The following is a 25558-nucleotide window of genomic DNA, read 5'->3' as shown; positions in this document are numbered from 1 at the left end:
CGATCGACCGACCGACCGAGGGGGAGCAGGGTGAACATGACCGCGACCGTCACCGCCGTCAGCCGCGACGAGGGACACCACTTCAGCAAGCCCACCCATGACAGGATCCGGCTGCTGACCGGGCTCGGCGTGGAGGGCGACGCCCACCTCGGGGTGACGGTGCAGCACCGGTCGCGGGTGGCCCAGGACCCGACGCAGCCCAATCTGCGCCAGGTCCACCTCATCCACGGCGAGCTCCACGACGAGCTGCTCACGGCCGGCTTCGAGGTCGCCCCGGGCGAGCTCGGCGAGAACGTCACCACGCGTGGCCTCGACCTGCTGGGCCTTCCCGTCGGGACGCGGCTGGGGCTCGGCGCGGAGGCCGTCGTCGAGGTGACCGGTCTGCGCAACCCCTGCCTGCAGATCGACGGCTTCCGGCAGGGCCTGCTCAAGCAGGTCGTCGGCCGGGACGAGCACGGCGCCGTCGTCCGCAAGGGCGGGATCATGGGCGTGGTGCTGCACGGCGGAGAGGTGCGGCCCGGCGACCCGATCTCCGTCGAGCTCCCCGAGGGGCCGCACCGTCCGCTCGAGCGGGTCTGACCTCAGGACAGCGCGCAGGAGTTGACCACGTCCCCGCTCGCCGGCCGGGGCACCGTGCGGTCCGCGGGCGGTGTCCTGCCCCGCTCCACCCACGACGTCAGCGCGTCGAACGCGGCCCGGTAGCAGGGCAGGATCGGGCGCAGCCGGTCCGGATACGTGTCGTACAGGCCGTCGACGTGGTTGCCGCCCTCGATCGTGTAGTAGCGGTGCAGCGCGCCCCGGCCCGCGGAGTCGATCATGCGCGCGTAGACGTCCGAGTCGGTCGCGATCGGCAGCAGCGTGTCCAGGGTGCCGTGCAGGGTGATCATCGGCTTGCCGATGCGCCCGGTGAGCGACACCCGGCCGACGGCCCGGTGCACGGCGGCCGGGCGCGCCGCGTAGTCGTAGTCGGCGTCCGAGGCGCAGGGCGCCAGGATCTCCGGCACGGTCGCACCCGCGCTCGCGCCCGGGCAGGCGGGGTCGTAGGAGGGGTCGAACTCGGCGCGGTACACCTTCTGGGTCAGGCCCCAGTAGGCCTGCTGGTGGTAGGCCCACAGGAACTGCGAGCCGGGCGCGAACCCGGCCGCCAGCAGGTCTGCATCGGTGGCCCGGCCCTGGGCGCGGGCCACCGTGACCGGGAGCGAGGTCAGCAGGTTGGGGCCGTCCGCCGTCCAGAGCGTGCCCTCCCAGTCCACGCCGCCGTCGTAGAGCGCCGGGTGGTGCTCCAGCTGCCAGCGGGTGAGGTAGCCACCGTTGGAGATGCCGGTCATGTACGTACGGTGCGGCGCGCGGCCGTAGCGGGAGGCCACCGCCGCCTTCGCGGCCACCGTGAGCTGGGTCGTGCGCCGGTTCCACTCGGCCATCGCGTCACCCGGGCGGCGGCCGTCGGTGTAGAAGTCCGGCCCGCTGTTGCCCTTGTCGGTGGAGGCGAAGGCGTAGCCCTGGGCGATCGCCCAGTCGGAGATCAGGACGTCGAGCGAGTACTGCTTGCGGGTGCCGGGCGCGCCGGTGACGATCAGGCCGCCGTTCCAGCGGTCCGGCAGCCGCAGCACGAACTGGGCGTCGTGCTGCCAGCCGTGCGTGGTGTTGAAGCCCGAGGTGTCGGCGAAGTAGCCGTCGACCTGTACGCCCGGCACGCCGGACGGGCGGGTGGTGCCGGCCGCCGCCAGGCCCGCCTGGTCGGCGGTGTCGGTGTACGCGGTGCCCGCCAGCGCGGTGGTCGTCATGTCGGGCAGGCAGGCCTTCTGCTGGTGCTCGGCGCCGGGCACGGTGACCCGGGCCAGCCGGGCGCAGTGCCCTGCCGTACCCGCGGCCGCCTCCGCACCGGCGGGGACCGCGGCGGCGCCGAGCGCGAGCACGGCGGCGGCGAGTAGGGGGACGCCTCTCCAGGGGCGCATGGGGAGCCTCCATTTGCACGTCGGGGATGGCTGCCGCCACATCGTGGCCGCCCGCACCCGGCGCGACCATGGGGTCGTCCCACGCCCGTACCGCCCGGCTCATGGGGCCGCGTGACATGCGTCACCGCCCGGGACGACGCTGCGCAGTACCCTTGGCCCATGCTCTTGCTCGTGCGCCGCCGTCATGTGGACTTCGTCCGCGTCACGAGCATGTCCTGTCGCCGCAGCGGCTGACCCCACCCCGCCCCTTTCCTCCCACTCGGCCCCGCGACGCCGCCCCACCAGGGCCCGTCGCGCAGCGCCCGGTCATCGCCGGCGTGCCGGGTCCTCACCCTGCGGACACCACACCATGACGCTCCAGCTTCCCGTGATCGACCTCTCCGCCGCGGACCGCGGCCCCCAGGCGCGCGCCCGGCTCCACCGCGAACTGCACTCCGCCGCCCACGAGGTCGGCTTCTTCCAGCTCACCGGTCACGGCGTGACCGCCGAGGAGACCGCCTCCCTGATGCGGGCGATCCGCGCGTTCTTCGCCCTGCCCGAGGCCGACCGGCTCGCCATCGGCAACCTGAACTCCCCGCACTTCCGCGGCTACACCCGCACCGGCGACGAGCGCACCGGCGGCAGCCAGGACTGGCGCGACCAGCTCGACATCGGCGCCGAGCGCCCGCAGCACGTCCCGGCCGCCGGCGAGCCCCCGTACTGGTGGCTGGAGGGCCCCAACCAGTGGCCCGCCGACCTGCCCGAGCTCCGCGAACTCTCCCTGGCCTGGATCGACCGGCTCAGCCGCGTCGCCCACCGGCTGCTGCACGAACTGCTCGCCGCCATCGGCGCCCCCGAGGACTTCTACGACGAGGCCTTCGCCGACGAGCCGCACCTGCACCTGAAGCTGGTGCGCTACCCCGGCACCGCCCCCACCGGCGGCGACCAGGGCGTCGGCGCGCACAAGGACTACGGCTTCCTCACCCTGCTGCTCCAGGACGAGGTCGGCGGCCTGCAGGTGGAACGCTCCGACGGCCGCTTCCACGACGTGCCGCCGCTGCCCGGCGCCTTCGTCGTCAACCTGGGCGAGCTGCTCGAGGTCGCCACCGACGGCTACCTCAAGGCCACCAATCACCGCGTGGTCAGCCCGGCCGGCGCCCGCGAGCGCTACTCCGTGCCCTTCTTCTACAACCCCCGCCTCGACGCGCGCGTGGCCCCGCTGCCGTTCGAGCACGCCCACCGCGCGCCCGGCGCCACCCGGGACCCGGCCAACCCGCTCTTCTCCGAGTACGGCCGCAACGAGCTCAAGGGCTGGCTCCGCGCCCACCCCGAGGTCGCCCGCAAGCACCATCCGGAGCTCGTCGCGGCGGCGGCCGTGCCCACCGGCTGAGACGCGCGGCCCGCGCCGCCCGCGGTTACCGTGCCTGCATGGACACGGCTCCGGCCGAGGACGGCACACTGCGGATCGGCGCACCGCCACGCTGGCTGCGCGTGCTCCCGGTCGCCCTGCTCGGCGTGCTGATCCTGGCCCAGGGGGTCACCCCCGGCGACGTCGAGCTCGGCGCCTACTACGCGGCGGTGGCCCCGCTCGCCGCACTCACCTACGGGGTGGCGGGCACCGCGGTCCTGGCCGCGGCCGTCGTGGTCGTCATGGAGCTCCCCGTGGTGGGCTCGGGGACAATCGTCGGCGCCGAACTGGGTGCCGTCGTCCTCATCGGCGCCCTCAGCGTGGTCATCGCCGCGGTGCAGCAGCGGTTCCGGGGCCGCCTGGTGCTGGCCCGGTCGGTGGCCGAGGCGGCGCAGCTCGCCGTCCTCGCCCCGGTGCCCGGCACCGTGGGGGAGGTGCGCTGCGCCGCCCTGTACCGGGCCGCGCAGCGCGGCACCCTGGTGGGCGGCGACCTGTACGACGTGCGGACCGGGCCCTACGGTGTACGGGCGCTGGTCGCCGACGTCCAAGGGCACGGCCTCGCCGCGGTCGGCACGGTCGCGGGGCTGCTCGGCGCCTTCCGCGAGGCCGTGCTCGACCAGCGGGAGCTGCGCGGTGTGGCGGGGCGCCTGGAACGGCGGCTCTCCCTGGACGCCGCCGGGAACAGCGAGTTGTTCGCCACCGTCCTGCTGCTGGAGTTCCCCGACGACGGGTCATGGGTACGGCTGGTCTGTCAGGGGCATCCGCCCGCACTGCTGCTGCGCGGCCGCGAGGTGCGGGAGCTGGAGTGCGATCCCGGTCCCCCGCTCGGGGCCGGACCGCCAGGACAGGCACCGGCCCTGCCGTCGGTGGTGACCCTGCAGCCGGGGGACGTGATCCTCGCGTACACCGACGGCGTCACCGAGGCGCGCGACGCCTCGGGCACCTTCTACCCGCTCGCCGAACGCCTCGCCGCCCGGCTGGCGGAGGGCGCCGGCCTCTCCCCGGAGGCGGTCGTCGACGCGGTCTGGGAGGACCTGCACCGGTACGCGGGCGCGGTGGGCGACGACGTCGCCCTGCTGGCGCTGGCGCCCCGCTGACGCGGGCGGAGCGTCAGCCCTTGCTCTTCGCGGCGCGCAGCGGGGGGCGGCCCTGCAGCCGGGCGGCCTCGGTGCGGATCTCCGGGAGCTTGGCGTACAGCTCCTTGCCGGGACAGTCGGTCATGTAGGCGTCGCGGTGGCCCGCGATGACGTGGAAGACCGCCTGCTTGCCCTTCTTGAAGCGGCTCTTGCTGCTGCTGGACACCAGGGTGACCTCCCCCCGGGGATCGATGTCGGACAGCCCGAGCTTCCAGGCGGCGATCCGGGCGATCGCCTCGGTCATCGCCTGCGGCACGCTGCCCTTGGCGTCGTAGGTGCCGATCGCGGCGATGCCCATGGTGTCCTTGTTGAAGCCGATCGAGTGGGCCCCCGTGACGGGGCGGTCGGAGCCGCCGGCGCGCCCCTCGTAGATCGTGCCGCACTTGTCGACGAAGAAGTTGTAGGCGACGTCGTCCCAGTGGCGGCTCTGGATGTGGCCGGAGTAGATGTCGCGGATGATCCGGGGTACGTCCGCGCACTTGTAGTCGTTGCCGCTGTCGGTGTGGTGCAGGAACACCGCCTTGACCGTGGTGCTGTAGTGCGGGGGCTCGGTGCGCAGCGACTCGTCGGCCCCCCAGCTCTTGCGCGGGACGATGGCGGGCTCGTGGGCCGGGTAGAGCGGGACGCGTTGCAGCCTGGCCCGGGCGGCCAGGTCGGGGAAGGGCATGAGCTGCGGGCTCGGCGCGGGGCGGGCGTGGACCGAGGGAGGGTCGGTGTGGATGATCGCGCTGTGCACCCCGAGGGCGGCCACGGCGACGACACCGGCCGTCCCCGCGGCGGTCGCCCAGACACGTGCCGCACGCCGCGGACGTCCGGCCGCGCGGCGGCGCGCGTGCTTGGCCGCACGGTGTGAACCCATGAAATGAACATCAGCTCATATGACCGGATCGCGTGGAGAGGACACGCCGGGCGGCCCGGGGACCTCACCCGGATGCCCTCCCCACCTCGGCCGGCCCGCTGCCGCGGGTACCTCCCGCGGCGCGGGTACGGTGCGCGGGTACGGTGTGCTACTCAGGTACGGCCCGTCCGAGCCGACCTTGCCCGGTGCGGCGTTGGCCCCGCCCAGGTCGAGGACGTACACGCGCAGGTTGCCCTTGCCGGGCGCGTCGACCGACAGGCTCCCGCCGCTCACGGTCCTCACCGCGCCGGTCACCGCGTCCTTGTACGTGCCCATGCGGGGGCTCCTCGGGCGAGGGCCGCCGGGGGCGGCGGCCGGTGCGGGTGAGGCAGGCCCTCGCGCGCGCCACGAAAGGAACAGCCATGAGTTCCCTGCAAGTTGCTGCAAAAATCTTCATGAGGTTACTGGGACATGACAGGGCGGTAAAGAGGTCCCGCAGTGGGGGGCTCAGTAGTAGTCGCGCATCAGCTCGGTGGCCCAGGCGGGCTGGAACGCGGTGTCCAGCGGTCCGAACTCGGCCATCCACGGCTTGAGGTCGAGCACCGGCGTCCCGTCCACGGCGTCCAGCCCCGCGACGTGGACATCCAGCCCGTCGACGCGCAAGATCTTGCAACGCGACACACCCAGGCGGTTGGGCCGGTTCTTGCCGCGCTGGGCGAAGATGCCGATCAGTGGCCACCCGGTGTTCCCGCGCGGATGGCGTGCGCCGGTCTCCACCCGCTCCTCGGGGACCCGGTCGAAGTGGAAGACGACCTCCAGGTGGGAGAAGGTGTCCAGGCCGTACAGCGCCTCCGGGCCGAACTGCTCTCCGTCCAGCCGGATCACCGCCTCGACGCCGGCCCAGTCGTCGTCCTCGACCGGCACGCGGCCGCCGGTCACCCATCCCACCGGCCGTACCTCGATCGCCGTCATGTGCGCTCCTCCGCTTCCGCCGACGCGTTTCTAGCTGGTCACTATGTGAGACATGGGTATCACTTGGTGGACTCCGCTGGCTAGCGTGGAGGTCATGACGCGGGAATGGGACGCCACCACGTACGACAGCCTGCCGCTGCCCCACGTGCAGTGGGGCCGCGGGACCCTGGACCGCCTCGCGCCGCGCGGCGACGAGCGGGTGCTCGACCTCGGCTGCGGCACCGGACGCGACACGGAGGCGCTGCTCGACCTGCTCCCGCACGGCCGCGTCGTCGCCCTCGACGGCTCGCTACGCATGCTGGAGCAGCTCCGACGGCGCCTCGCCGGACGCCTGGACCGCGTCGAGGTCGTGCACGCCGACATCACCGGCCCGCTCCCCGTCACCGGCACGGTGGACGCCGTCACCAGCGTCGCCACCTTCCACTGGATCCCCGACCACGCCGCGCTCTTCCGCCGGGTCGCACGCGTCCTGCGCCCCGGCGGACGCCTCGTCGCCGAATGCGGCGGACTCGGCAACATCGCCGGCGTTTCGGCCGCCGTCGACGACGTCCTCGGCCCGCAGCCCGCCGTCTGGAACTTCGCGGGCGTCGAGGAGACCGAACGCCGCCTGCGGGACGCCGGTTTCACCGACGTCCAGGTCGCCCTCGTCCCCGACCCCGCCCGTCTCGAACCGGGCGCGCAACTGCTCGCGTACCTGGCCGTCGTCGTCCTCGGCGGACAGCTGGAACGCCTCCCCGGCGCGGAGCACGAGGCCTTCGTCCGCGCCGTGGCCGCGCGCCTGCCGGAGCCCGTCGTGGACTACGTCCGCCTGACGATCTCCGCGACGCGCGGCCCCGGGGGCACACGGGCGTGATCGGCGTGCCCGCCGGGTCCGTCACCGTCACAGTCGCCACGTGATGCGCAGTTCCGTCAGGTACCGCTTGACGACGCGGCCGCCGTAGCGGCCGTCGGCCAGCGCCCGGATGCAGGCGAGCAGGCCCTCCCGCCGCGCCGCGGGAAGGGCGCGGTGGTTGGAGTAGCTGAGCAGCAGGTCGAGGTACTCGGCCGTGGTGTACGGCAGTTCGCGCTCGTAGCGGTGGAAGACGGCCGGCCCGAAGCGCCCGGAGCGGTCCGTCTCCTCGCTGTCGGTGGGGACCAGGGCCGCCGCGCGCGGCCGCAGCCCCGGGGGCGTCGCCGGGTCGAAGCGCTCGTAGCACTCCTGCACGTCCGCGAAGAAGGCCCGGGTGCCGCCGTCCACGTGATGGGTGGCGATGACGGCCAGCACCCCGCCGGGCCGCAGCGCGTCGGCGCACTTGACGACCGCCACGGCGGGGTCGATCCAGTGGAACGCCGTGGCCGAGACGACCGCGTCGAACGGCTCCTCCGGGAGTGGCCAGTCCTCGAAGGCGGAGACGACCACCTCGACGCCCGGGAACCCGGCCAGCCTGCGCCGGGCGACCGCCGCCATCGACGGGCCCAGCTCGACGGCCGTGACGCGGAAGCCGCGCTCCGCGAGCGGCACGGTGGCCTGTCCGGTCCCGCAGCCGATCTCCAGCACGCGCGCGCCGGGGCCGAGCCCCGCCACCGCGGCCAGATCGTCGAAGAGCACGCCGGGATACCCCGGGCGGACCCGGTCATACAGCTCGGCGTCCTCGTCGAAGACGCCCCTCAGCGAAGTCGGGTCGGTCACCCGTCGAGACTAGGGCCCGGCGCTAGTCGGGCGGCAGCGGAACGGCGGGACCCTGCGGCGACGGGAGGAGCACGTTCCGGACGTAGTCCTCGACCGCCGCGTCGAGACCCACGTCACGCTGCGCCCGCTCGGACATCAACCAGCGGTGCTCGAGCAGCTCGTGGTAGATCTGCGCGGTGTCCAGGGAGCCCCGCAGCTCGCGCGGCACGGCGCGGACCGTCGGCCGGAAGACGTCGCGGACCCAGCGGTGGGCCAGCACTTCGGGGCGGGCGCCCAGCGGGTCGCCGGGGGCGTAGTCCTCCTGGCCGGCCATCCACGTCTCGAGGTCGTTGAGGAGGCTGCGGGCCTGGTTCTCCTCGGCGTCCAGGCCGGTGAGGCGGAGCAGCTGCCGCTGGTGGTGGCCGGCGTCCACGACCTTGGGCAGGAACGTGACGTCGTCACCGTCGGGCGACCGCTGGATCTGCATCTCCGCGACGTCGAAGCCGAGGTCGTTCAGCCGCCGGATGCGCCGGTCGATGTAGTGCCGCTTGGCCACCGGGTACACCGACTCGCGGGTGAGCTCGTGCCACAGCTCGTCGTAGCGGTCGGCGATGGCCTGCCCGAAGGTGACCGGGTCCACGGACGGGTGCAGCGAGCCGCCCGCCTCCAGGTCCAGCAGCTCGCCGGCGATGTTCACCCGGGCCACCTCGATGTCGTACTCCCGCTGGCCGCGCGAGAGGCTGGGCTGGATCTGCCCGGTCTCGGCGTCCACCAGGTAGGCGGCGTAGGCGCCCGCGTCACGCCGGAAGAGGGTGTTCGACAGCGAGCAGTCGCCCCAGGCGAAGCCCGCCAGGTGCAGCCGGACCAGCAGCACGGCGAGTGCGTCCAGCAGCCGGTTGACCGTGCCCGGGCGCATCGTCGTCTCGAACATCGAGCGGTACGGCTGCGAGCCGCCCAGGTGGCGGGTGATCAGCACCGGCTCCAGCGGTTCGCCGCGGTCGTCGGTGCGGCCGGTGACGACGGCGAGGGCGTCGACCGCGGGTATGCCCATGCGGTCCAGGTCGCGCAGCAGCCCGTACTCGCGGACGGCCGCCCACTCGCCGACCTCCTTGACCGCCACCACCTCGTCGCCGGCCAGGGCGAACCGGACGACGTGCCGCGAGATGCCGCGCGGCAGCGCCACCAGGTACTCCTCCGGCCACTCCTCCAGCGGCACGTTCCACGGCAGGTCGAGGAGGGTCGCGGGATGGTCCGGGGAGGTCGCGGTGATCTGCAGGTCCATGGCGCCCAGTCTGCGGCAACGGGGTGATCGCGCGGGACACCGGGGCGGCGCATACGCTGCGGGGCATGAGGCAACGGCTTGTGGTCATCGGCGGGGACGCCGCGGGCATGTCGGCGGCGTCGCAGGCGCGCAGGAGGAAGGGGCCCGACGAACTGGAGGTCGTCGCCTTCGAACGCGGGCGCCGCACCTCCTACTCCGCCTGCGGCATCCCGTACTGGATCGCCGGGGACGCCACCGGCCCCGACAAGCTGATCGCCCGCACGCCCGAGAAGCACCGGGCCCACGACATCGACGTGCGGCTCGGCACCGAGGTCGTCGAGATCGACCGGGACCGCGGCCGGGTGCGCACCCGGGACGTCTTCGGGGCGGAGGGATGGACGGAGTACGACCAGCTCGTCATCGCCACCGGCGCCGTGCCCAAGCGCCCCCCGATCCCCGGGATCGACGCCGGGGGCGTGCACGGCGTGCAGATCCTCGACGATGGCGAGGACATCCTGGACGCCCTCGACAACAGGCCCGTCAGTACCGCCGTCGTGGTCGGCGGCGGCTACATCGGCGTGGAGATGGCCGAGGCCATGCTGCGGCGCGGTCTCCGGGTCACCCTCGTCGAAGCCTCCGAGCAGCCCATGGCGACCCTCGACCCGGACATGGGTCGGCTCGTGCGGGAGGCCATGGAGGGCCTCGGCATCACCGTCGTCACCGGAGCCCCGGTGCGCGAGGTGCTCACCGGGGCGGACGGCCGGGTCCGCGCGGTGGCCACCGACCAGGGCGAGTACCCGGCGGACGTGGTCGTGCTCGGGCTCGGCGTCGCCCCCAACACCGGCCTCGCCCGCGACGCGGGGCTGCCGCTGGGTGCGCACGGCGGGCTGCTCACCGACCGTGCGATGCGTGTGCGCGGGGAGGAGGCGGTCTGGGCGGGCGGGGACTGCGTGGAGGTCCTCAACCTGGTCTCCGGCGGGATGCAGCACATCGCGCTGGGCACCCACGCCAACAAGCAGGGCCGGGTCATCGGCACCAACATCGGCGGCGGCTACGCCACCTTCCCGGGCGTCGTGGGCACGGCCGTCAGCAAGGTCTGCTCCCTGGAGATCGCCCGTACGGGACTGAAGGAGTCCCAGGCCCGCGCCGCCGGGCTGCAGTACGTCACCGCGGTCATCGAGTCCACCAGCAGGGCCGGCTACTACCCCGGCGCCGCGCCGATGACGGTCAAGGCCATCGCGGAGCGGCACACCGGACGGCTGCTCGGACTGCAGATCGTCGGCCGCGAGGGCGCGGCCAAGCGCGTGGACATCGGTGCCGTGGCGCTCACCGCGGGCATGACCGCCGAGCAGATGACCGGGCTCGACCTGGGCTACGCCCCGCCGTTCTCCCCGGTGTGGGACCCGGTCCTGATCGCCGCGCGCAAGGTCGACGGGAAGGTCCGCGCGGACGGCCCGGACGCCTGAGCTGCGACCGGGGGCGGCGCTCAGGCGGGCCGTACGGCCAGCTTCTCCAGGCCCTCCAGCAGGCTGGGGAGTTCCGGCCCCCGGCCGACCGGCAGCACCTCGCCGGGCTCCTCGTCGAGCAGCACGAAGGCGATGTCGTCGGTGCGGGCCACCAGGCTCCAGCCCTCGCCGTCCACACGCAGGGTGCGTACGCCCTCGCCCGCCGCGGTCGAGCGTATGCGGCCGGGCGGCGGGGGCGTACGGAGATACTCCTGGGCGGCCTCCAGCGCGCGCCGCACCCCGGGGTGGATGCCGTCGGCGGCGGGAGCCGTGGCAGCCGTGGCCCCTGTTCCTTCACCCGACTCGTTCTCCGTGGGCTCCTTCTCCGTGCCGTCGGGCGCGGAGTTTGTGACGGTCGCGGCGGATGTGTCCGAGCTGCTGGAGCTGTCGGCGCCGTCCGGGGAGTCGGGCTCGTCCCCGGCGTCGAGCTGTTCCCGCCAGATCCGCCACTGGAGGGCTATCTCGTCGGCCCCCAGGCGTCGCTGCGCCGGCCCCCACGTCCCGGTGTCGGGCGGTGAGAGCGGCGGGCCGTCCTCGGCCTCGGGCGGATCGTGCGGAGCGGGCACGCCGGGCGCGGCCACCGCGACCGGCAGCGGCCATCCGGGCAGCGCGGCGACGACCGAGCGCTCGTCGGGGGAGAGGTCGTACTCCAGCCCGCAGTCCCACGCGGCGAGGGCGCACGCGACCAGCGCGGTGTCGCTGATCGCGACCGTCCACCGGGCGCCCGTCCCGTCCTGGCCGAAGACGAGGCCGTAGCCGTCGTCCGCCGGTTCCAGCCCGAGCTCGGCGCACGCGGCCGGATAGTCGTCGGCCAGGACGCCCGGGAACTGCGCGGGCGTCAGCATCGCCGCGGTGAGCACGAACAGCGCGTCGGCGTCCGTCGCGGACACGGGCATCCCCTCTCCAGTGAGTTCTCAGTGGTGGGCGCACCCTAACCACCCGGTAACACCCGCGTCGAGACCGGGGCGTGCCCTGTGGAAAACCGTTCGGTGGCCGGATCGCCGGCCCCTACGCTGACGCCATGGCCAACTCCCTTGCCCACCAGGGCGGCCGCCCGTGAGGAAACGGCGCCGACGCCTCCGCTTCGACGGGCGCGAGTTCCTCTGGACCGCGCGCATCGGGCACGCCGATCAGCCCGACGGCACCTGCCGCCGCGTCGTCTCCGTCCGCGTCACGGACGGGGCGGCTCCCGGCGGCCGTGCCCTCGCCGCCGATCTGGTGTCGGCCTCGGAGCCCGGTCCGTGGGGATACTGCGTCACCGACACCGCCCACCCGACTCCTCGCGACGTCCGCCTGCTCGTCGAGCACGCGCTGGCCGTCGGCTGGGAGCCCGGCGCGCACGGCCCCCCTCTCGTTCTCACCGCGGAGAGCGGCGACCCGGGCCTTCCGGGGTTCCGGCTGCCCGCGGGCGGGAACGCCCCTGGGTGAGAGGGGTGATGCGGATGGCCACCTGGCTCCGGAGGTTCACCGCGGCGCGGACGCCGGGGAGGCCCGCGAAGCCCCCGCCGACGCCCGGGGCGGAGCCCTCACGCCGGGCATCACGCGAGCGCAACCTCTTCGAGGCGGCCGCCGCCCATGTCGCGGCCTCCGTCGAGGGGGACGAGGAGGCGCTCGAGGCCGCTGCGGCGCGCGTCGCGCCGGAGGCGCTGATGTTCGGGATCGGTGAACTCGCACGGCGTGCCGTCGCGGTGCTCGCCCAGGAGCGTGGCGTACCGCCGCGGGCGGTCGCCCGGTCGCTGCTCGGCCTCCCCGAAGCGTGAGGCGTCCGCCGCCCTACCGGGCCCGGGCCGTCACAAGCGGCCTTCCACGGCCGGGGTGACCGCGGTCTCCCGCGGACCGTACCCGGGGAGGAAGAGCCGCATGGAGCAGGGGTCCTCGGCCGCCACGCCGACCTCGACGCCCCAGTAGGCGCTCAGCCGGCCGGCGACGTCGACCAGCCGCCGCCGTTCCTCGGGCGAGTAGGCGGGGAAGCGCACCCAGCCGCGGTCGGAGACGGCGCGGCCGAGGTCGTTGAAGAGCGTGGTCCGCGCGCGCTGTTCCTCCTCGTCCGTCAGTGGGGTCGGGTCCCCCTCGCGGGGTACCAGCCGGACGTTGTACAGCTCTCGGGTCACGCGCGGCCTCGCAGTTCTCCTCGGTCGGACGTGCCGCAGGCTACCGTCCCCGCCGCGCCGGCCGGACCCGCCGGGGCCGCACTCAGGACCCCAGGGCGTCCAGGGTGCTGCGCAGCCGGCCGAGCTCCGCCCGCGTGGTGACCGGTGCGATCGTCAGGAAGCCCCGCCGGAACGGGTCGTCGAGCTCCTCCGCCCGCAGCGGGCGGTCGCCGTCGTGGAAGAAGCTCGTGGGTTCCTCCAGGACGGCGAGCCGGCGACGCAGCACCGCGCTGTGCAGGGAGGGGTCGTCGAGATGGCGCAGGAGGGCGAGGAACGTGAACCAGCGGTTCTCGTCGGGGATGTCGGCGGCGTCCGGCTCCGCGAGCCGCCGGCGCAGCTCGGCGCAGCCCTCGGTGGTAGCGGCGATGCCCTTGCGCAGCTCATAGCCATCCGCTGGACCGGGACACCCGGGACCGGCCCCGCGCTCGTCTATGTGCACGGGCTGGGCGCGGCCTCTCCGTCTACTTCGCCCACATAGCGGCGGATCCGGCCCTCACCGGGCGGCGTTCCCTCCTCGCCGACCTGCCGGGCCACGGCATCAGCGACCGGCCCGCCGCCTTCGGCTACACGCTGGAGGAGCACGCGGACGCGCTCGCCGCGGCACTCGACGCCGTCGCGACGGGCCGGCCGGGGTGGTCGGCCACAGCATGGGAGGCACCGTGGCGATCGTCCTCGCCGCGCGCCGGCCCGATCTGGTGGCGCGCCTGGTGCTGGCGGAGGCGAACCTCGACGCGCGTCCGCGCGCGACGGCGGGCAGCAGCGGCATCGCGGCCTTCACCGAGGAGGAGCTCGTCCATGGCGGAGGCTTCGCCCGCGTCCTATGGCGGGTCGGCCCGCACTGGGTCGCCGCGATGCGCCTGGCCGACCGCGTCGCCCTGCACCGCACCGCCTCGCCACTGCTGCGGGGAGCGATCCGGTCATGCGTGAACTGCTGTTCTCGTCGCCCGTTCCGCGCACCTTCCTGCAGGGTGAGCCGAGCGGTGACCTGAGCGGCCGGGCGGGGCTGGAGGCCGCCGGGGTGTCCGTCGTGATGGTCCCCGGCGCCGGTCACACCATCATGTTCGACAACGCCTACGCCTTCGTCGAGGCCATCGCGAGGAACCGCTCGTCGGTGTCGGTGTAGGAGGTCAGGGTCCACCCCGAGGACTCCAGCAACGGCCTTAGGGTGGGCTCGGCGCGCAGGTCGTCCGGGGTCAGCTCGCGGCCCTGCCGGGCGGCCAGCGCCGCCCGTCCGATCGGGTGGAAGAGCGCCAGCCGGCCGCCGGGCCGGGTGACCCGGGCCAGCTCCCGCAGACAGGCCCGGGGGTCCGGCAGGTGCCCGATCAGCCCCGCGGCGAAGACGGCGTCCAGTGTGGCGTCGCGCAGCGGCAGCTGGGCGCAGTCGGCCAGCAGCAGGGCGCCGTGCTCCCGGCGCCCGGCCCGTACCGCCGCGGCCAGCATCTCGGGCGTCAGATCGGCGCCCAGGACCGTCCCGGACGCCCCCACGGCCGCGCGCAGGAAGGGCATCGCCCGGGCCGTGCCGCACCCCGCGTCGAGGACCGTCTGGCCCTCCCGCAGGCCCAGTTCGGCGACACCGGAACGGTAGACGGGGGCGTCGTCGGGGTAGCGGGTCTCCCAGTCGGCGGCGCGGGCGGCGAAGAACGCGCGGATCTGCGCGGGGTCGGTGTGCACGACGGTCCACCTCCGGTTCGGGGCGCGCGCCGGGGCGCACGGGACGCGGGGCATCATGGTCGCATGATCCCGTTCCGTTCCGTCGCCCTCTTCGTGCTGGCCGCGCTGCTGGAGATCGGCGGCGCCTGGCTGGTCTGGCAGGGGCTGCGCGAGCACCGCGGATGGGCGTGGATCGGGGCCGGGGTCATCGCCCTGGGCCTGTACGGGTGCGTCGCCACCCTCCAGCCGGACGCCGAGTTCGGCCGCATCCTCGCCGCCTACGGCGGGGTGTTCATCGCGGGCTCGCTCGCCTGGGGGATGGTGGCGGACGGCTACCGGCCCGACCGCTACGACGTGGTGGGCGCGCTGGTCTGCCTGGCGGGCGTGGGGATCATCATGTACGGGCCACGCAGCGGCTGAAACACGCTTCCCGCGTACAGGTTCGTGCCGCACGCGATCGCCGGGGGCCGCATCCGGAAAGCACGCGGTCAAATAAGGCAGGGTTCCGTCATGGCCCGAGCGTGCGACCACCCCCGCACTAGCGTCCCGGGGCCATGGGACACATCGACCACGCCGCCTTCGGCTGGCTGACCCCGCTGCTCTCGTACGCCATGGCGTGCGTCGGCGCGGCGCTCGGACTGCGCTGCACCGTACGGGCCCTGGCCGCGACCGGCCGCTCCCGGCGCAACTGGCTGATCACCGCCGCGAGCGCCCTCGGCACCGGGATCTGGACGATGCACTTCGTCGCCATGCTCGGCTTCCGCGTCACCGGCACCGAGATCCGCTACAACGTCCCCCTGACCGTCCTCAGCCTCGCCGTCGCCATGGTCGTCGTCGGCCTCGGCGTCTTCGCCGTCGGGTACGGCCACGGCCGCTTCCGGGCCCTCGCGATCGGCGGCCTCACCACGGGTGTCGGTGTGGCCAGCATGCACTACCTGGGCATGGCCGCCGTACGCCTTCATGGCGCGGTGTCCTACGAACCGTGGCTCGTGGCGCTGTCGGTCGCCATCGCCTGGGCCGCCGCGACCGCCGCGCTGTGGGCCGCGCTCACCATCCACCGGCCCGTGGTCGTCGCCGGCGCCTCCCTGGTGATGGGCGCGGCGGTCAGCAGCATGCACTACACCGGGATGCTCGCCGTGCACGTCCGGGTCCGGCCCTCGGCGGAGGTGCTGACCGGCTCCGGCGCGACAGCGTTCCTGTTCCCCCTCATCGTCGGCCTCGGCTCCTACCTCTTCCTCACCTCCGCCTTCGTCGCGCTCTCCCCGACGGCGAGGGAACACATCGCCTCCGCGACCGCCCAGCGCATCGGCGAGGGTGCCCTGTGACGCCGCCACGGGGCCGCAGAGCGCACGCGGGACTCCCCGCGGACGAGGAACCGTCCTCCCGCGCCACCGACGGCGGACGGAGCGGCGGGGCGGCGGACCGGCTGAGCCTGCGCCCGAGGACCGTGCGCGCGAAGATCGTGTCGCTCCTCATGGTGCCCGTCGTGTCCCTTATGGCGCTGTGGGCCTTCGCCGCTGTCACCACGGCCCAGGACGTCTCCGGTCGGCTGCGTGCCCAGCGCATTGCAGAAACGATCCGTGAGCCGGTCGCCGACACCGTGACCACCCTGCAGGCCGAACGCCGTGCCGCCGCCCGCTACCTGGCCCGGCCCACCACCGAGGCCGCCGCCGAACTGAGCAGACGCGCCACGGCCACCGACCGTGCCGCCGCCCTGCTCCAGCTGGGCGGCGGCCACACGGTCGCCGACGGCACCGGCCTGCCGGGCACCGCCGCGGTGCGCGTCCGGACCTTCGTCGGCGACCTGGAGCGCCTGCGCAGGCAGCGCCCGGGCATCACCCAGGGAGCAGCGGACTGGCGGCAGACGTACCGCGCCTACACCGACGCCGTGACCGACGGATTCGCGATCGGCGGCGCCCTTTCCGCGGGACGCGGCGAGCGTGCCGCCCTGGAGATCGGCCGTGCCGCGGAACAACTGTCCCGCGAGGACGCGCTGCTCGCCGCGGCCGCGCTCACCCGCGGCCTGCCCACGGACCGTTACCGCGACCTGAGCGGTGCCGTCACCGCCCGCCGCGCCCTGCTCGCGGGTGCCACGGCCGACCTCGGCGGTGCCGGCCGCAGCGCCTGGGTGCGGCTGGCCCGCTCCACCGCGTACACGGACCTCGAGGCCATGGAGGACGCCGTCCTCGACGCCGGACCGGGCAAGGCCGCCGTGGACGGCGCGAGCCTCGCCACATGGGACCGGGCCACCGGACAGGTGCTGTCCGGGCTGGAGAAGTCCGCCAAGGCCGCAGCACCCGCCGACCGACCCCTCGCGCACGGCCTGTTGAGCACCTCGGGCATCGCCGTCCTGCTCGGCCTCCTCGGCGTCGTCGCCTCCCTCTTCATCTCCGTACGGATCGGCCGCGGTCTCGTCGTCGAACTCGTCGGCCTGCGCAACACCGCGCTCGAACTCGCCCGCCGCAAACTGCCGCGCGCCATGCGGCGGCTCCGCGCCGGCGAGGAGATCGACCTCGGCAAGGAGGCGCCCCTCGGCAGGCACGGCGCCGATGAGATCGGCCAGGTCGCCGAAGCCCTGGCCACCGTGCAGCGCGCCGCGCTGCGCGCCGCCGCGGAACGCGCCGAACTGGTCAACGGGGTCTCCGGCGTCTTCGTCAACCTCGCCCGCCGCAGCCAGGTCCTGGTGCACCGTCAGCTGGCGCTGCTCGACAGCATGGAACGGCGCACCGAGGATCCGGGCGAGCTGGAGGACCTGTTCAAGCTCGACCACCTCACCACCCGTATGCGGCGGCACGCCGAGGGCCTGATCATCCTCTCCGGCTCCGCTCCCGGCCGTGCCTGGAGCAAGCCCGTACCCCTCACCAACGTGGTGCGCGCCGCGGTCGCGGAGGTCGAGGACTACGCCCGCGTCGAGGTCCGCAGGCTCCCCCTCGCGGCGGTCGTCGGCTCCGCGGTCGCCGACCTCACCCACCTGATCGCCGAACTCGTCGAGAACGCGACCCAGTTCTCCCCGCCCCACACCAAGGTGCGCGTCTACGGCGAGCAGGTCGGCAACGGCTACGCCCTGGAGATCGAGGACCGTGGGCTCGGCATGGGCAAGGAGGCCATGGCCGAGGCCAACCGGCGCATCGCCCAGACCCAGGCGCTCGACCTGTTCGACAGCGACCGGCTCGGCCTGTTCGTCGTCAGCAGGCTCGCCCGGCGGCACGACGTCAGGGTCTCCCTGCGCTCCTCCCCGTACGGCGGCACCACCGCCGTCGTCCTGCTGCCCACCGCCCTGCTCGACATGAGGGCGCCCGAAGCCCGCGCCCCACGGGGCGCCGGGACGGGGGGCGCGGCGTCCGGCCCGCACGGACCCCGCCAGGGGTCCGCGGAGGTCCCGCCCCTGGTGGCGGCCTCCCCGCGCGGCGACGGCGACGGGCCGCCGCGTCCATCCGCGCCCCGTTCCGTTCGTCCGCCGGAGCACGGGGCGTTGCCCGCGCCCGCGCCCGTATCCGTGCCGGCGCCCGTATCCGTGCCCGCACCGGCCCGCGGCGCGGCGCCCGCTCCCGCGCCGGTGGGCGCCCCTGCGGGCACGCCTCCCGCCGAGGGCGGACTCCCGCGCCGCGTACGCCGTGCGAGCCTCGCCCCGCAGCTGCTGGAGCCCCGAGCACCCGAACGCGGCCCCGGGCCGCAGGACACGGGGCAGGACGTCCCGGAGCGGACCGCCGAGCAGGCGCGCTCGACGATGGCCGCGTTCCGCCGCGGCTGGATCCGCGGCGGCGGCGCCGGAGCCCGTGACACCGCCGACGGGGAACCCGGACCCGCCGGCCCGCGCCCCCTGCGGCCCGCCCCGCAGCCCGGCGGCACCTGGCCCGGCCCGGGAGGGCCGGGTCACCACGACGGTCCGGACACGACGCCCGGGGACGGCGAGCAGGACCACGCCCGCACCTCGGCCAGGGCACCCCGCGAAGGAGAGCACGGATGATCGACGCATCGAACCGGTCCGGTGAACTGGACTGGCTGCTGGACGACCTCACCGACCGGGTGGACAACGTCCGCCACGCCGTGGTGCTGTCGGGCGACGGCTTGGCCGTGGGCTCCTCCCGCGGGCTGACCCGGGAGGACGCCGAGCACCTGGCGGCCGTCGCCTCGGGCTTCCACAGCCTCGCCAAGGGCGCCGGACGCCACTTCGCGGCCGGCCAGGTCCGGCAGACCATGGTCGAACTCGACCACGGCTTCCTCTTCGTGGCGGCCGCCGGCGAGGGCTCCTGCCTCGCGGTGTTCACCGGCGCGGGCGCCGACGTCGGCCTGATCGCCTACGAGATGGCGCGCCTGGTCAAGCGCGTGGGCGAGCACCTGCACACCCCGCCGCGCCTCGGCGCCGCCGGCCCGGCCGCCGGCTGACCGGCGCACAGGTGATGAACGGCGCGCACCCGCGGAGCCCGGACGGCCACTGGTACGACGACGCGGCAGGGCCCCTGGTGCGCCCGTACGCCATGACCGGCGGCCGCACCCGGCCCGGTACGGCCGTCGCCGCCCTGGACCTCATCGCCCTGGTGCTCGCCGAACCCGGTGCCGCCGACGACCCCACGCTGGAGCCCGAGCACACCGCGCTGCTCGTGCTGTGCCGGGAAGAGCCCCTGTCGGTCGCGGAGCTGGCGGCCGACGCCGACCTGCCGGTGGGCGTCGTACGCGTCCTCCTCGGCGACCTCCTGACGCTCGGCAGCGTACGGGTGAGCAATCCCGTACCGCCGGCGCACCTACCCGACGAGCGCATCCTGCGAGAGGTGATCAATGGACTCCGGGCACTCTGAGACGCCGGTCATGGCCCTGAAGATCCTCATCGCGGGGGGCTTCGGGGTCGGCAAGACCACCATGGTGGGCGCGGTGAGCGAGATCCGGCCGCTGCGCACCGAGGAGCAACTGACCGAGGCCGGGCGTCACGTGGACGACACCGGGGGAGTGGAGCGGAAGTCCACCACCACCGTGGCGATGGACTTCGGCAGGATCACCATCAGGGCGGGTCTGTCCCTGTACCTCTTCGGCACCCCCGGCCAGGACCGCTTCTGGTTCCTGTGGGACGAGCTGTCGCAAGGTGCGCTCGGCGCTGTCGTGCTCGCCGACACCCGTCGCCTGGAGGACTGCTTCCCCGCCGTGGACTTCTTCGAGCACCGGAAGATCCCGTTCGCGGTCGCCGTCAATCGTTTCCCCGGCGCGCTGGAGCACCGCCCGGAGGACATCTCGCGCGCCCTCGACCTGCAGGACGGCACCCCCGTCGTCCTCTGTGACGCACGGGACCGCGCATCGGGCAAGGAGGTGCTGATCGCCCTCGTCGAGCACGCCGGGCGGATGCACGCGGCACGTCTGCTGGAGTCGGTGCGCTGACGCTCCGTGGAGCGGCGGGGCACCTTAGCAGAACGGCGCCGCCGAAAAAGGAATTCACAGTGCATTGAGAGGCAGCCGAACCGCGTGCGTACAGGTGGCCAGACGGGGCGCACGGGCCCCGACGCCCCTACCGCGCAAGGAGTCCAGATGCACAAGCGGATCGGTGCCGCAGTCGCCGGAACGGCCGCTGCCCTCCTCCTCGTCACCGCCTGCGGCGGGTCGAACGGCTACGACCAGGCGAGCAGCGTGGCGCCGGCGGCCCAGCAACAGGACGCGGCCCAGTCGGCCACCTCGCAGCCCGGCTCCGGGACCACCTCCGGCGACTACGGGTACGACAGCGAGACCTCGGCCGACCCCTCCTCGGGCACCGACGACGGATACGCCGGCGGTACGGACGACAGCTCCGACAGCGGCAGCGCGGACGCCGCCTCCGACAAGAAGTGGCCCATCCTCTCCGTCGTCAACGACGCCAACCTGGGTGACATCCTCGTCGACTCCAAGGGCCGCACCCTGTACCGCTTCGACAAGGACACCGACTGGCCGATGGTGTCCAACTGCACCGGCGAGTGCCTCAAGAAGTGGCCGGCGGCCAAGCCCGTCACCAAGGCGCAGGCCGAGGCCGCCGGTCTCAACCCCAAGCTCGTCAGCACCTACACCCGTCCGGACGGCACCAAGCAGCTGTCGTACAACTGCTGGCCCGTCTACTGGTACACCGGTGACACCAAGCCCGGCGACACCAACGGCCACGGCGTGGGCGGCACCTGGTGGGCGATGGGCGCCAACGGCAAGAAGGCCAACGGCGGCAAGCCGATCCGCTGACCCGGGCGGGCGGCGGGCGCCCGACGCTCAGTCCGCCACACCGGACTCGGCGAGCACCTTGTCGATCCGCACCCGCACCAGGAGTTCACCGGGCACCCCATTGCGCGCCCCGAACTCCTCGGCGACGTCCTCGCCCATGTAGCGGGCGGCGAGCCGGGTGGCCCACTCCCGCAGGGGACCGGGCTCCTCGCTCACCTCAGCCCGTCCCCGCAGGACCACGTACGCGAACGGCGGCCGGTCATCGTCCACGCACAGGGCGACCCGGCCGTCGCGCGTGATGTTGCGGCCCTTGACCGTGTCCTTGCCCGTGTTGAACACGACGTCGTCGCCGTCCAGCAGGAACCAGACGGGCGCCACATGGGGCGTGCCGTCCGCCCGCGTCGTCGCCAGCTTCCCCGTACGTGTCCCGGCGGAGACGAAGGCCCGCCACTCTTCCTCGGTCATCCTGTGTCCCATGCCCCCATCCTGCCCCGGACGGCGGCGGACGGCCTCAGGACCCGCTGGAGGGGTGCGGCGGCTCGACCTCCTGGTAGAGCGGCACGTCCACCCGACCGCGTCGCAGCAGCCGGCGCCAGAGCACCGGGTCGTACTCCTGCGGCGTGGTGGTGGCGAGGAAGTCCTCCAGTACGTCGACGAAACGCCCGGGCGCGTCATGGTGCGGGAAATGCCCGGCGCCCTCGAACAGCTCCAGCCGGCTGCCCGGCATCGCGGTGTGCGCCCTCAGCGCATGACGCACCGGGATCACCGCGTCGTGCTCGCCCCACATGATGAGGGTCGGCAGGCCCGCCGTCAGATAGCTGCGGTCCATCATCGTGATGACCTGCCCCCGCAGGTCCACGCCGGCGCGCAGGGTGCGCAGGAAGGCCTGACGCGCCTTGGAGCTGTCCAGCATGAGGTAGCGCTCCAGGACGTAGTCGAAGTCGTGGCGGCCCAGCCCGAGCCCGCCGGTGGTGCGCAGCAGCGGCGCGAGCAGCCGCAGCGCCCCGCGCACGGGCGGCGAAGTCGCCAGCGGCAGCGTCACTTCGGAACCCGGCCCCGCGGCGAGCCGCAGCAGCGGGTGCACCTCCGGCCCCAGACCGCCGCCGCCCACGATCACCAGGCGTTCGCACCGCTCCGGGAACTGGTAGGCGAACTGCATCGCCACGCCCGCCCCGAGCGAGTGGCCCACGACCGACACCCGGTCGACGTCCAGCACGCCCAGCAGGTCGCGCATGCCGCACGCGTAGGCCGCCACCGCGTAGTCGGCGCGGGGCTGCTCGCTGTCACCGTGGCCCAGCAGGTCCGGGGCGATGACCGTGTGCCGCCGCCCCAGCCGGGGCAGGATGTGCGCCCACGTCGCCGACGAGTCGCCGAGGCCGTGGATCAGCAGCAGCGGCGGCCCGCTGCCGCCCAGCCGGAACGCGCGCCGGTAGCCGTGGATGTCGCGATGGACCAGAGGAACGCCCTGAGAACCGTCCTCCGTGTCCGGGGCGGGACCGTAGACCCGGCGTACGACCTGTCCCCGTTCCATGCGTCCAGCGTGCGACAGCGGGGTTTCGCCCGCAATGCCGCGCCGTTAGCGCGGCGTGAACGCGCTTGCGGTGGGAGGGGTGGGGCCGGGCAGGGTACGTCGCTCCGTCGCGTCCCGCACCTGAGGGCGTCCGGTGGGAAGGGATTGTGAGATGTCACAGTCGGCGCCACGAAGGGGGCGTTCGTGGGTCAGACTGTGCCCCTCCCCATCGAACCCATGGTCGACCGAGGACCTCACGCATGCGCCTGCGCCCCCGCACCATCCGCACGCAACTCGTGGTACTTCTCCTGGTGCCGCTGCTCTCGCTGGCGGGTCTGTGGACATACAGCACCTTCACCTCGGTGCGCGGGGCCTTCGCCCTCATGGGGATCGCCGACACCTACCGCTACTACGGGACACCCGCGGACGACCTGGGGCGCGCCCTGCAGGTCGAGCGGCGCGTCGCCGTCGCCTATGTGGCGTCCGACGGCGCGAGCGGCGGGCCCGAGTTGGAGAGCGCCGAGCGCACCACCGACAGGCTGCTCGCGGTCGTCCGCGACCACGCGCGCGAGCAGGCGCAGGGAACCGAGCTCGACCTCGCCCAGCGGCAGCGGATCACCGAACTGATCACCGCCGCGAAGGACCTGGCGCCGCTGCGCGAGGACGTCCGGCAGCGCGACGTCGGCTGGTCGATGACGCTCCACCGCTACTCGGCTGTGATCGACCCCATCTTCCGGCTGCGCGGATCGCTCGCCGCGCTCCAGAGCGGCGAGGTCGCCCGGCAGGGCGGCTTCGTCATCGACCTGGTACGGGCCAGGGAACTGCTGTCCCGCGAGGACGCCATGCTCACCGCCGCGCAGCTCGGTCCCGCCATGACCGGCAGCCAGTACCGCGAGTTCATCGGCACCATCGACGGGCGCAAGCTGCTGCACTCCATCGTCGACCCGGAGTTGACCAAGGCCGCCAAGGAGCGGCTCGACGAGTTCGAGGGCGGCAGCGTCGCCTGGACATTGGACTCCATGGAGGCCGCGGCGCGCGGGGCGGGCGCCAAGGACGTCGGCCTGGTCGTCTCCCAGGACCGCTGGCGCCAGAACGCGGACCGGGCCCTGGCCGAACTCAGCGACATCAACGTCGACGCCGCCCGCGAGGTCGGCGAGCGGGCCCGCGATGACGGCATGGACGTGCTCGTGCGGACCGGCGCGGTCAGCCTCGCCGGACTGTTCCTCGTCGTGCTGTCGGTCGTCATCTCCCTGCTCATCGGGCGCGGCATCGCCCGCCGCCTCACGCTGCTGCGCAACCAGGCCCTGGAGCTGTCCGGGAGGCGCCTGCCGGAGGTGCTCCGCAGGCTCCGCGCCGGCGAGGAACTCGACGACGCCGCGGTCGCGCGGGCCGCACCCGACCTGCGCTTCGGCGCCGACGAGATCGGACAGGTCGGCCGGGCCTTCAACAACGCCCAGCGCGCCGCCGTCCAGGCGGCCGTCGACCAGGAGAAGCTGCGCCGCGGGGTCTCCGCCGTCTTCACCAACCTGGCCCGCCGAAGCCAGGTGCTGCTGCACCGTCAGCTGACGCTGCTCGACGCCATGGAACGCCGCTCCGGAGACCCGGCGGACCTGGACGACCTGTTCCGTGTCGACCACATCGCCGTCCGCATGCGCCGGCACGCCGAGGGCCTGCTGATCCTCTCCGGCAACGCACCCGGCCGGGCCTGGCGCCGCCCGGTCCGGCTCGCGGAGGTGGCGCGTGCCGCGGTCGGCGAGGTCGAGCACTACCAGCGGGTCGTCGTCCGGCGCATGCCCCGGGTGGCGCTGACCGGCCCCGCGATCGCCGACGTGCTGCACCTGCTGGCGGAACTCATCGACAACGCCACCGCCTTCTCGCCGCCCGACACCAAGGTCGAGGTGCGCGGCGAGGTCGTCGCGGGTGGCTACGTCCTGGAGGTCGAGGACCGCGGCCTGGGCATGAGCGCCGAGCGGCTCGCCCAGGCCAACAACGAACTCGGCGAGGCCGGCGCGGGAACGGAGCTCCCGGAGACGGACCGGCTGGGCCTGTTCACCGTCGGGCGGCTCGCCGCGCGGCAGGGGGTGCGCGTCACCCTGCGCCGCGGGCGGTTCGACGGCACGGTCGCGGTGGTGTTCGTCCCGCAGTCGGTGCTCGTGGACGCCTCGGGCGACGACCTGGAGACCGGCGAGCAGGTGCTCCGCCCGCGGGCCGTGCCCGAGCCGCCGGGGACGGACCGGGCCGACACGGCGCCGCGCACACCACGGCCGCGGCGGGGACCGACCAGGCCGCGCGAGGAGGGGCGCACCGGGACGGGGTTGCCGAAGCGGCAGCGGCAGGCCAGTCTCGTAGCGCAACTGAGGGACGACGGGGCGCACCAGAGCCCGGCGGAGTCGCTTGGCGGGGGAGACGAAAGGGAACGATCTCCGGAAGAGGCTCGTTCCACCATCACGGCGTTCGCCCGCGGCCTGGCCCGCGGCAGGGACGCCGCAGCACCGCAAGGGACAGCGGAGACCGGGGAGAACGGGGGATGACGGTGAGCAGTGGACTCACATGGCTGATGGACGATCTGACAGAGCGGGTGCCGCACGTCAGGCACGCGCTGGTGCTCTCCGGCGACGGTCTGGTGACCGGGGCGAGCACCAGTCTGGACCGTGCCACGGCCGAGCACCTGGCCGCCGTCTCGTCCGGGTTCCACAGTCTCGCCAAGGGCGCGGGCCGGCACTTCGACGCGGGCGGCGTGCGGCAGACGATGGTCGAGTTCGACGACGGCTTCCTGTTCGTCACGGCCGCGGGCGAGGGCAGTTGCCTGTCGGTGCTCAGCGGTGTGCAGGCCGACGTCGGGCAGATCGCCTACGAGATGACCCTCATGGTCCACCGGGTCGGTGAACACCTCGGTGTCACGCCGCGCCGGCACGACGCGGCGGCACCGGGGGAGTGATGAAGCATGAACCCGAGCCCGCCGGGAGACGAGGGCGCGCTCTGGTATGACGACGAGGCCGGTCCGATGGTGCGCGCCTACACCATCACCGGCGGCCGCACCCGGCCGGACTCCGACGGTGACGTCGACCTGATCGCCGTCATGGTCCCGGCCGTCGGTAAGGCCCCGGACGACCACCTCGACGAGGAGCACCTGGCCCTCCTGGACCTGTGCCGGGACAGCCCGCTCACCGTGGCCGAACTGGCCGCGGACGCCGACCTCGCGCTCGGCGTCGTCCGCGTGCTGCTCGGCGACCTCCTCCGGGACGGCCACCTGCGGGCCATCCGGCCCGTGCCGCCGGCCGAACTGCCCGACGTGGGGCTGCTCAAGGACGTCATCGACGGCCTGCGCGCCCTGTGAGCCGGGCCGCCGCTGCGGCGGCGGCGTTGTCGGACCCCGGGCGT

Annotated in this window: 28 protein-coding genes and 2 pseudogenes; 18 read left to right on the top strand and 12 right to left on the bottom strand. The window is 74.0% G+C overall.

Annotated features, from left to right (window positions below):
- Nucleotides 1–36: 36 nt before the first annotated feature.
- Nucleotides 37–579, top strand: coding sequence for an MOSC domain-containing protein (locus ABZ312_RS27070; protein ID WP_500438943.1), 543 nt, complete (start codon nucleotides 37–39; stop codon nucleotides 577–579).
- Between the two features lie 2 nt (nucleotides 580–581).
- Here ABZ312_RS27070 and ABZ312_RS27065 read toward each other — a convergent pair whose 3' ends face one another.
- A complete protein-coding gene (locus tag ABZ312_RS27065) occupies nucleotides 582–1955 on the bottom strand; it encodes a tannase/feruloyl esterase family alpha/beta hydrolase (protein ID WP_500438942.1) in 1374 nt (457 codons plus the stop codon).
- 349 nt (nucleotides 1956–2304) lie between these two features.
- Between ABZ312_RS27065 and ABZ312_RS27060 the strand changes: the two genes are divergently transcribed.
- The gene (locus ABZ312_RS27060) at nucleotides 2305–3324 is read left to right on the top strand and encodes an isopenicillin N synthase family dioxygenase (RefSeq protein WP_500323226.1); all 1020 of its coding nucleotides are present in this window, start codon (nucleotides 2305–2307) and stop codon (nucleotides 3322–3324) included.
- Nucleotides 3325–3362: 38 nt separating this feature from the next.
- Nucleotides 3363–4439, top strand: coding sequence for a PP2C family protein-serine/threonine phosphatase (locus tag ABZ312_RS27055; RefSeq protein ID WP_500323227.1), 1077 nt, complete (start codon nucleotides 3363–3365; stop codon nucleotides 4437–4439).
- Between the two features lie 13 nt (nucleotides 4440–4452).
- On the opposite strand, the gene ABZ312_RS27050 is transcribed toward ABZ312_RS27055, so the two are convergent.
- From ABZ312_RS27050 to ABZ312_RS27040, 3 genes are all read right to left on the bottom strand, one after another.
- Nucleotides 4453–5337 carry a peptidoglycan recognition protein family protein gene (locus tag ABZ312_RS27050; RefSeq protein ID WP_500323228.1) on the bottom strand — a complete coding sequence of 295 codons (885 nt, stop codon included), beginning with the start codon at nucleotides 5335–5337 and terminating at the stop codon, nucleotides 4453–4455.
- A gap of 15 nt (nucleotides 5338–5352) precedes the next feature.
- Nucleotides 5353–5652: a hypothetical protein gene (locus ABZ312_RS27045; RefSeq protein WP_500323419.1), complete on the bottom strand. Its 300-nt coding sequence runs from the start codon at nucleotides 5650–5652 to the stop codon at nucleotides 5353–5355.
- A gap of 171 nt (nucleotides 5653–5823) precedes the next feature.
- Nucleotides 5824–6288 carry an SAM-dependent methyltransferase gene (locus tag ABZ312_RS27040; RefSeq protein WP_500323230.1) on the bottom strand — a complete coding sequence of 155 codons (465 nt, stop codon included), beginning with the start codon at nucleotides 6286–6288 and terminating at the stop codon, nucleotides 5824–5826.
- 94 nt (nucleotides 6289–6382) lie between these two features.
- Between ABZ312_RS27040 and ABZ312_RS27035 the strand changes: the two genes are divergently transcribed.
- Nucleotides 6383–7141, top strand: coding sequence for a class I SAM-dependent methyltransferase (locus ABZ312_RS27035; RefSeq protein WP_500359223.1), 759 nt, complete (start codon nucleotides 6383–6385; stop codon nucleotides 7139–7141).
- Between the two features lie 27 nt (nucleotides 7142–7168).
- Here the strand turns inward: ABZ312_RS27035 and ABZ312_RS27030 are convergent, their stop codons facing one another.
- Nucleotides 7169–7957, bottom strand: coding sequence for a class I SAM-dependent methyltransferase (locus tag ABZ312_RS27030; RefSeq protein ID WP_500323232.1), 789 nt, complete (start codon nucleotides 7955–7957; stop codon nucleotides 7169–7171).
- 22 nt (nucleotides 7958–7979) lie between these two features.
- The gene (locus ABZ312_RS27025) at nucleotides 7980–9218 is read right to left on the bottom strand and encodes a DUF4032 domain-containing protein (RefSeq protein ID WP_500359221.1); all 1239 of its coding nucleotides are present in this window, start codon (nucleotides 9216–9218) and stop codon (nucleotides 7980–7982) included.
- A 65-nt stretch (nucleotides 9219–9283) separates the two neighbouring features.
- Between ABZ312_RS27025 and ABZ312_RS27020 the strand changes: the two genes are divergently transcribed.
- Complete coding sequence (locus ABZ312_RS27020; RefSeq protein ID WP_500438941.1) at nucleotides 9284–10663, top strand: FAD-dependent oxidoreductase; 1380 nt, start codon at nucleotides 9284–9286, stop codon at nucleotides 10661–10663.
- A gap of 20 nt (nucleotides 10664–10683) precedes the next feature.
- Here ABZ312_RS27020 and ABZ312_RS27015 read toward each other — a convergent pair whose 3' ends face one another.
- Nucleotides 10684–11598, bottom strand: a complete 915-nt coding sequence (locus tag ABZ312_RS27015) for a hypothetical protein (protein ID WP_500438940.1) — start codon at nucleotides 11596–11598, stop codon at nucleotides 10684–10686.
- Nucleotides 11599–11758: 160 nt separating this feature from the next.
- Here ABZ312_RS27015 and ABZ312_RS27010 point away from each other — a divergent pair, with 160 nt between their 5' ends.
- Both ABZ312_RS27010 and ABZ312_RS27005 read left to right on the top strand, forming a co-directional pair.
- Nucleotides 11759–12130 carry a hypothetical protein gene (locus ABZ312_RS27010; protein ID WP_500323237.1) on the top strand — a complete coding sequence of 124 codons (372 nt, stop codon included), beginning with the start codon at nucleotides 11759–11761 and terminating at the stop codon, nucleotides 12128–12130.
- A 14-nt stretch (nucleotides 12131–12144) separates the two neighbouring features.
- Nucleotides 12145–12462: a hypothetical protein gene (locus ABZ312_RS27005; RefSeq protein WP_500323239.1), complete on the top strand. Its 318-nt coding sequence runs from the start codon at nucleotides 12145–12147 to the stop codon at nucleotides 12460–12462.
- A 30-nt stretch (nucleotides 12463–12492) separates the two neighbouring features.
- On the opposite strand, the gene ABZ312_RS27000 is transcribed toward ABZ312_RS27005, so the two are convergent.
- On the bottom strand, nucleotides 12493–12813 hold the full coding sequence (locus ABZ312_RS27000) for a hypothetical protein (RefSeq protein WP_500323240.1): 321 nt from the start codon (nucleotides 12811–12813) through the stop codon (nucleotides 12493–12495).
- Nucleotides 12814–12895: 82 nt separating this feature from the next.
- Nucleotides 12896–13210: pseudogene (locus ABZ312_RS26995) on the bottom strand (PadR family transcriptional regulator); the annotation flags it as partial.
- 30 nt (nucleotides 13211–13240) lie between these two features.
- Between ABZ312_RS26995 and ABZ312_RS26990 the strand changes: the two are divergent.
- Nucleotides 13241–13975, top strand: a pseudogene (locus ABZ312_RS26990) (alpha/beta fold hydrolase).
- On the opposite strand, the gene ABZ312_RS26985 reads toward ABZ312_RS26990, so the two are convergent.
- Nucleotides 13924–14580, bottom strand: coding sequence for a class I SAM-dependent methyltransferase (locus ABZ312_RS26985; protein ID WP_500323242.1), 657 nt, complete (start codon nucleotides 14578–14580; stop codon nucleotides 13924–13926). The pseudogene ABZ312_RS26990 and the gene ABZ312_RS26985 sit on opposite strands and share 52 nt — an antisense overlap.
- A gap of 6 nt (nucleotides 14581–14586) precedes the next feature.
- Here ABZ312_RS26985 and ABZ312_RS26980 point away from each other — a divergent pair, with 6 nt between their 5' ends.
- From ABZ312_RS26980 to ABZ312_RS26950, 7 genes are all read left to right on the top strand, one after another.
- On the top strand, nucleotides 14587–14922 hold the full coding sequence (locus tag ABZ312_RS26980; protein WP_500323243.1) for a YnfA family protein: 336 nt from the start codon (nucleotides 14587–14589) through the stop codon (nucleotides 14920–14922).
- A 134-nt stretch (nucleotides 14923–15056) separates the two neighbouring features.
- The gene (locus tag ABZ312_RS26975; protein WP_500323244.1) at nucleotides 15057–15827 is read left to right on the top strand and encodes an MHYT domain-containing protein; all 771 of its coding nucleotides are present in this window, start codon (nucleotides 15057–15059) and stop codon (nucleotides 15825–15827) included.
- A gap of 149 nt (nucleotides 15828–15976) precedes the next feature.
- Nucleotides 15977–18469: a sensor histidine kinase gene (locus ABZ312_RS26970; protein ID WP_500438947.1), complete on the top strand. Its 2493-nt coding sequence runs from the start codon at nucleotides 15977–15979 to the stop codon at nucleotides 18467–18469.
- Nucleotides 18466–18888: a roadblock/LC7 domain-containing protein gene (locus tag ABZ312_RS26965; RefSeq protein ID WP_499515451.1), complete on the top strand. Its 423-nt coding sequence runs from the start codon at nucleotides 18466–18468 to the stop codon at nucleotides 18886–18888. The genes ABZ312_RS26970 and ABZ312_RS26965 overlap by 4 nt, the downstream gene beginning before the upstream one ends.
- A gap of 14 nt (nucleotides 18889–18902) precedes the next feature.
- Nucleotides 18903–19298, top strand: a complete 396-nt coding sequence (locus tag ABZ312_RS26960; RefSeq protein WP_499515452.1) for a DUF742 domain-containing protein — start codon at nucleotides 18903–18905, stop codon at nucleotides 19296–19298.
- The gene (locus tag ABZ312_RS26955) at nucleotides 19279–19869 is read left to right on the top strand and encodes a GTP-binding protein (protein ID WP_500323245.1); all 591 of its coding nucleotides are present in this window, start codon (nucleotides 19279–19281) and stop codon (nucleotides 19867–19869) included. The genes ABZ312_RS26960 and ABZ312_RS26955 overlap by 20 nt, the downstream gene beginning before the upstream one ends.
- A gap of 147 nt (nucleotides 19870–20016) precedes the next feature.
- Nucleotides 20017–20688: a hypothetical protein gene (locus ABZ312_RS26950; RefSeq protein ID WP_499515454.1), complete on the top strand. Its 672-nt coding sequence runs from the start codon at nucleotides 20017–20019 to the stop codon at nucleotides 20686–20688.
- Between the two features lie 27 nt (nucleotides 20689–20715).
- Here the strand turns inward: ABZ312_RS26950 and ABZ312_RS26945 are convergent, their stop codons facing one another.
- On the bottom strand, nucleotides 20716–21144 hold the full coding sequence (locus ABZ312_RS26945) for a PPOX class F420-dependent oxidoreductase (protein WP_500323247.1): 429 nt from the start codon (nucleotides 21142–21144) through the stop codon (nucleotides 20716–20718).
- Between the two features lie 34 nt (nucleotides 21145–21178).
- Complete coding sequence (locus ABZ312_RS26940) at nucleotides 21179–22198, bottom strand: alpha/beta fold hydrolase (RefSeq protein WP_500438939.1); 1020 nt, start codon at nucleotides 22196–22198, stop codon at nucleotides 21179–21181.
- A 239-nt stretch (nucleotides 22199–22437) separates the two neighbouring features.
- Between ABZ312_RS26940 and ABZ312_RS26935 the strand changes: the two genes are divergently transcribed.
- From ABZ312_RS26935 to ABZ312_RS26925, 3 genes are read left to right on the top strand one after another with little or no spacing between them, the layout of a single operon-like run.
- Nucleotides 22438–24708 (top strand): sensor histidine kinase, encoded by a 2271-nt coding sequence (locus tag ABZ312_RS26935; protein ID WP_500323249.1) that lies wholly within the window; start codon nucleotides 22438–22440, stop codon nucleotides 24706–24708.
- Nucleotides 24705–25115 carry a roadblock/LC7 domain-containing protein gene (locus ABZ312_RS26930; protein WP_018562311.1) on the top strand — a complete coding sequence of 137 codons (411 nt, stop codon included), beginning with the start codon at nucleotides 24705–24707 and terminating at the stop codon, nucleotides 25113–25115. Before ABZ312_RS26935 ends, ABZ312_RS26930 begins: the two co-directional genes overlap by 4 nt.
- A 6-nt stretch (nucleotides 25116–25121) precedes the next feature.
- Nucleotides 25122–25514, top strand: a complete 393-nt coding sequence (locus ABZ312_RS26925; RefSeq protein WP_500323250.1) for a DUF742 domain-containing protein — start codon at nucleotides 25122–25124, stop codon at nucleotides 25512–25514.
- Nucleotides 25515–25558 lie beyond the last annotated feature (44 nt).

Origin of the sequence: Streptomyces sp. NPDC006207 (assembly GCF_040613835.1) — a bacterium.
Taxonomy (GTDB): domain Bacteria; phylum Actinomycetota; class Actinomycetes; order Streptomycetales; family Streptomycetaceae; genus Actinacidiphila.
This window is presented reverse-complemented; position numbering and strand designations above follow the sequence as displayed.